Origin of the sequence: Rickettsia endosymbiont of Culicoides newsteadi (genome assembly GCF_002259525.1) — a bacterium.
Classification (GTDB): Bacteria; Pseudomonadota; Alphaproteobacteria; order Rickettsiales; family Rickettsiaceae; genus Tisiphia.
In genome coordinates, this window is sequence record NZ_MWZE01000077.1 from 1 (window position 1) to 5,965 (window position 5,965).

A 5,965-nucleotide genomic window follows, 5' to 3' on the forward strand; every position below is an offset into this window, starting at 1 on the left:
ACTCAAGGATATTTATAAGAATGCAGAAACCATTATGGCACTCGATGCCGAATATATGACCGCTTCCTTTGTGGCTCTATTTTTTTATTTTCTTTCTTGACAAATTCACTCGTCCATATATGACAAATTTTGCGTTTAAAGATAGCTCTGCAAAAAACTTGATTATCGAGAAAAAGATATCCAAAATTTATTGGCAATATTAGTTTAATTTAATGTACAATTAAACTAATTAGAGAGGTATTTATGGAAGATATTGCCAATTGGCAAGCAAAGTTTGAGTGTTGTGACTATTCTGATAAGTTACTTAATAAATTGATTTTACTAAACAACAAGGTACCTTATCCAGTAGATATCAGAGAAATTATCAAAGCTATCTATTATGCTAAGAAATATCATGGTAGTCAAAGGCGGCAATCCGGTGAACCTTATTACTCTCATCCAATAGAAGTAGCATACATGGTTGCCCAGTACACAGCCCAAGAAATTCCCACATTATTTAAAACTGAGATGATCGTTACCAGTTTATTGCACGACACGATCGAAGATACAGCCCTTACCGAAGAGATGATAGCTCGAATTTTTGGGAGTATTGTTGCTAACCAAGTTGAAGGTTTAACAAGGATTAAGCCTTATGGCAAGATTAGTGCCAAAGAAACTTTAGATTTGTTATTCCAACAAGAACGATATGATGTGATATTAATTAAATTATTTGATCGCATTCATAATTTACAAACACTAAGGGCTAAGTCATCAGAAAAGGCACTGAAAATAGTTAAAGAGACTGTAGGATATTTTATAACTCTTTGTGTCCAATTGGAAATACCAATAGCCGAGCGACAATTAACAAAGCTATGTTACCAAAATTTATCTACTAACGGCTCCATCTAACTCTAACTTATGAAGTTTCTTGTATTGATAATTTTTAGCTGGTTTTGTCAATTTTTCAAAATGAGATAACCCATAAGCAAAAGCGATCATTGTCGGAATCATAATAAACCATATTCCCCAATTGCCAAAACACTCAATAAGATAGACAAAACCAAAAGAGCTAATAACATACATCAAAGCACGAGATACAGCAAATGTCATGCTAGCACAGGTAAAACGTTTAAATACAGGAAAGCTTTTTAAAAAAATGGGAGTAGCAGGGCTTATGCATTTCTTCCATAAGACTATAAAGAATTGAATGAAAAATAACTGATAAGGCGAATTAAGATTATTTAATAAATACGGACAAAATATCATAAAAATAGAAAATATTAGCAGTATAATTCTCATGATTAATAATGGAGATACTTTTAAACTTAAATAACATAATACTAATGTGGTTAACAACTCCATAAAACAGACAAGAAAATTATGCTGAATAACTTTAGATAGTGTGTAACCAAAGGTGGTTTTTAAAATATTAGCACAATATATATAAATAAGATAAACGCATACTGGTAAAGCACATTGTAATAAAAAGAAAGCTAGTACGGTTTTTTTATTAACTCTTTCTTGCCAAATAGGACGGTCTTGTAAAATAGTTATATCGGTGTTAGTTCTTTTAAAAATTTTTCTTATTCGACGTTTAGCATCGGCAAATTCTGGTGCTTCTCTAAGTTTGGTTCTGGCAACAGATCCAACAAAGGCAATTATTGCCCCAATCCAAAATGCTGTACGCCAGTTAAAAATATGCAAAGTAACAAGTAAGACCGTTCCTAAAGCCGCTAATGTTCCTAGGACAGCAAAAGCTCCCATCAACCCTACACTTGCATATTGTACCGGGGGTTTAAGCATTTCAGTTAGATAAAGTTCTGCCCCTACTATTTCGCCCATAGAAGAAATACCTTGCACAGCCCGGCAAATAATCGCTACCCAAGTCGCTACATTTCCTATTTGTTCGTAAGTAGGCAGATTAGCCATAACAACACAAGAACAAGCCATTGTAAGGGTTGTGATGATAACTGTGGTCTTACGCCCTATATTATCACCTATCCATCCAAATATTAAAGCCCCTAATGGTCTAAGTAAGTAAGTTGAGCAAAAAGTAGCTGCATAACACAAAGCAGTAGTGTGTGGATCAGTTTTGGGAAAAAATAAGGGGTTAAGAAATACTGCCATGTGAACATAAACCATCAAATCAAAATATTCAAGGAAGGTTCCTATTGATAGTAACCCCAAAGCTTCTTTTTGTTCTATGTTTAAACTTGTTTGTTGTTGAGGGTAGCCTATCATTTTTCTTACCATCAATAGCTTGGTTATTAATGATAACAAAAAAAAATAATATTAAAAGTGAAATACTAAATTTTAATTAACAATTTCACATAAAGATTAACAAAGCTTAAACAGTCTGGGGAAATTTTTTGTATTACAAAAACTTAAATAAATATTAAGTTATCGTTAAAAAACAAAAAAATAACCAATGTCGCAAAAATAATGAAAACAGCTATTAGTGGAGCAAAAAAATCTGTTATATTTATAGATATAGCCTAATTTGGAATAATACCAGTTCTCGAAATTAATTTAGGTTGAGGAATTTGTAGAAGACACGGAACGCAGCACCGGAGCGTACTCAAGTGTACGTGAGGATGCGAGTACCACAACTGTTGAAAGTTAGAAGGTAAAGCGGGTTTTAGATAGGTTTTTTGTCATTGCGAGACCACGCAAGTAGGTCGTGGCAATCCATCTTTGGTTACTTTTATGGATTGCTTCGTCGACCTAAGGTCTTTCTCGCAATAACGTTGACCACATACGATTTTTAAACTATCCGGTCTAAAACCGCTTCCTCTTCTAACTTTCAACAGTTGTGATGCGAGTACCGGATCGACGCACAAATTACCAACATAAATTAATTTCGGGAATTGGTATAATTTGTTATATCAAATCCAGGTTATATATAGCATTTATATAATATAAATAATAAGGAATTAATGAACCTCTATAGAATTAACCCATCATTATCGTTTTTAGATATATTAGCTGATTTTATTTTAGATAATTTCAGTGAGAAGAATTCTATTAGCAATCTTAAGGTTATATTGCCTAGTGGTTTCGATTGTTGGAATTTACAAAATATTTTGATTAACAAACAGCATATTGCGATTTTGCCAAATATTATTCCTTGGTCTAATATTATGGCTGAAGGTGAAGAAATTTTTGCTATCGCATCAGAAAATTTACAGCCAATAACGTTTTTGCAAGAAAAAATTATCCTGGCAGAAATCATTCATAATTATCATGATTTACAATTCAGTATAACCCAATCTTTACAATTTTGTTCAACAATATCTGAGTTATTTTACCAGCTAGCTGGTAATAATTTATCGATAGATTCGGTAAATGAAATAGAAAAAATCAATCCATCGCAACATTGGAGTGTTATTTATCAATTTCTTAAATACGCCCATTCTGAATGGCAAGAGAAGATAAAATTGTTAGGAAAGCAAGATCGGCTAAATTATCAGGTCACTATGATGGATGCAGAGATAGCAAGGCTGAAAAGAGCTGATACTAGTTTGATAGTAGCCGGTATAGTAGGGCATAATCCCATATCATGGAATTTCTTAAAGAATGTTGCTAATTCATCGGATGGTTTTATAATTTTACCGCCTATTAGTACGTGTCATTCCCGCGTAGGCGGGAATCTAGATATAGTCAATTTAGGAGAACTTGACTATAGCTATAATCCTGAAGAAGATTGCTTATATAACTTTAAAAAATTACTGACAATTCTCAATAAAAATTTATTAAATTCCCAACTTTTGGGTAGTCAGCAGTCAGATCATTTGCTTTTCGATCGGATAATTTGTAACAATATATACTCGGATGATCTGGAGAATTGGAACGTAAAACAAGGGGTGAGCGAGCGGAGCGTAGATGAACTACGTGAGCACGCGAATGCCCCGAAGTTTTGCGGAGCCAATTCTTCAAAGCATTCGAGTATACCTGATGAGTCTAAACGATTAGCCGTAGATCATATAAAATATTATGAGCTTGAAGATATTTTTCAAGAGGCAAAGCAAATAAGTCTGATTTGTCAACAATTTTGCCAACAATCTAGTGATAAGAAAATAGCTATTATTGTCAATAATCAAACAACCAAGAATTTTTATTGTAATTTTTTGACCAAATATTCCCTAGAATTCCAAGATTTGCTAGGTAATAATTTATCAGAAACGTTAATTAGCTCTCTAATAATTGCCATTAGTGAAATATTATGTAATGATTTTGATATAAAAAAGTTATTTTTACTATTAAAGCATCCTTTGATTAATCATAAATTAGTTCAAAGATTAGAGATTTTAACGAGTGGTAAAAACCGCTTTATCCGGCAATCTAGCCAAATGCTGTTTTTAGTAGAAAAAACCAATGATAATGAATTAATAGAATGGTCTAAGAAGCTAATAAACTTACTTTATAGCAATAGTGGCAATAATTTTGCTAAAATATTAAAATCCTCGATTAGCATTGCTGAAAAACTTTACCGAGATATTTGGCATGAGCAGTCAGCTGCTGAATTATCAAATTTTTTATCGGAGTTAATAAATACTAATTGTAATTTAACCTTAGATAATAAAAAAGATTTTCCAAAGTTACTGAAGGGTTTAATGTCTAATTGTAAGTATTTTGCTCATAATAATTATTCTAAAAATATAATTATTGGTAAAGCAGAAGATTTAATATTACTTAAATTTGATTTAGTAATTTTAACTGACTTTAATCAAGGATGCTGGTCATCATCCTCATCTATCAGCCAATGGATTAATGAGCAAACGTTAAAAAAATTACATATGGTTGTTGGAACTTCTATCTATCAATATTATTTTTATTTATTTCTGCATAATGCCCAAGTAATAATTACTAGATCAAAAAGACAGGATGGTAAATCTGGTTTGTTACCATCGAATTTGTTACTAAAATTGCAACTTATTGCACAACAAAGTTTGATTTCAGAAAATTATTTAACATATTTATCAGAAAGTGACTTAGTGGATGTACAAAATAATGTTAATATTAATATGGTTGAGTCAATTAATCGTAGTAATCATGTGTATAGTCCAATTTTTCCTGATACAATATCAGTTACTGATATAGAAATGTTAATACGGAATCCTTATAGTTTTTACGCTAAGAAGATTTTGAATGTCAGGAGTAGAGATAGGGTAGGGCAGGAGCCTAAAATATCTGAATTTGGTAGTTTTGTTCATAAGGTTTTAGAGCAATATTCGAAAAATTATAACAAGTTAGAGAATAACAAAATTGGCTTAATATTGGATATTAGTAATAATCTGTTACAAGATGTTATCTTACCAACCTATACGCAAAAAATTTGGCAAATAAAATTTATGCCTATTGCTGAGTCTTTTGTTGAATTTGATGAACAACGTAGAAATGGTTGTAAATATATTTATTCTGAAACTAGAGGAGCAATTTCATTAAATATTGCTGGGCAAGAATTAACAATAATTGGAGTGGCTGATAGAATTGAGATAGATGAGTTTGGGGCAGCGAGCATTATCGATTATAAAACCGGTAGCTTACCGAGTAGAAAAGATATAGAAACTGGGTTATCCCCGCAGTTGATAATTGAGGCGTTAATGTTACAAGAAGGTGGTTTTGGTATGCAAATCCATAACGTTAAACAGGTTGTTTACGTAAAAATTTCTAGCTCAAAGCCAATAATCCAAACTTTAGAGATAGAACTCACTAAAGAAGAGTTGGCTAGGCATAAACAAGGTATGATACGATTACTAGAATATTATATAACGAATAAAAGCTTTTCGTATGATATTGATTTACTAAAACACGATGACTATGCCTACTTGGCTAGGAGAGATTAGGTTGTCGTGAACCGCCCTCTTTTAAATCTCCACATTAAGGGGGAGTGTTCGTCAAACTGTGTCAAGTTGAAAAAATAATCTTTTAAATATATAAAATAAAGATTATTGATGTTGTAAATAGCGAAGAATGTGGATAAGTT

Annotated in this window: 3 protein-coding genes; 2 read left to right on the forward strand and 1 reads right to left on the reverse strand. The window is 32.0% G+C overall.

The window, feature by feature from the left end:
* Positions 1 to 243: 243 nt before the first annotated feature.
* Positions 244 to 888, forward strand: a complete 645-nt coding sequence (locus RiCNE_RS05440; protein WP_094649584.1) for an HD domain-containing protein — start codon at positions 244 to 246, stop codon at positions 886 to 888.
* Here the strand turns inward: RiCNE_RS05440 and RiCNE_RS05445 are convergent.
* Positions 865 to 2,220, reverse strand: coding sequence for an MFS transporter (locus RiCNE_RS05445; RefSeq protein ID WP_094649585.1), 1,356 nt, complete (start codon positions 2,218 to 2,220; stop codon positions 865 to 867). The two genes, RiCNE_RS05440 and RiCNE_RS05445, sit on opposite strands and share 24 nt — an antisense overlap.
* A 695-nt stretch (positions 2,221 to 2,915) precedes the next feature.
* Between RiCNE_RS05445 and RiCNE_RS05450 the strand changes: the two genes are divergently transcribed.
* Positions 2,916 to 5,825, forward strand: coding sequence for a PD-(D/E)XK nuclease family protein (locus RiCNE_RS05450; RefSeq protein WP_094649586.1), 2,910 nt, complete (start codon positions 2,916 to 2,918; stop codon positions 5,823 to 5,825).
* Positions 5,826 to 5,965 lie beyond the last annotated feature (140 nt).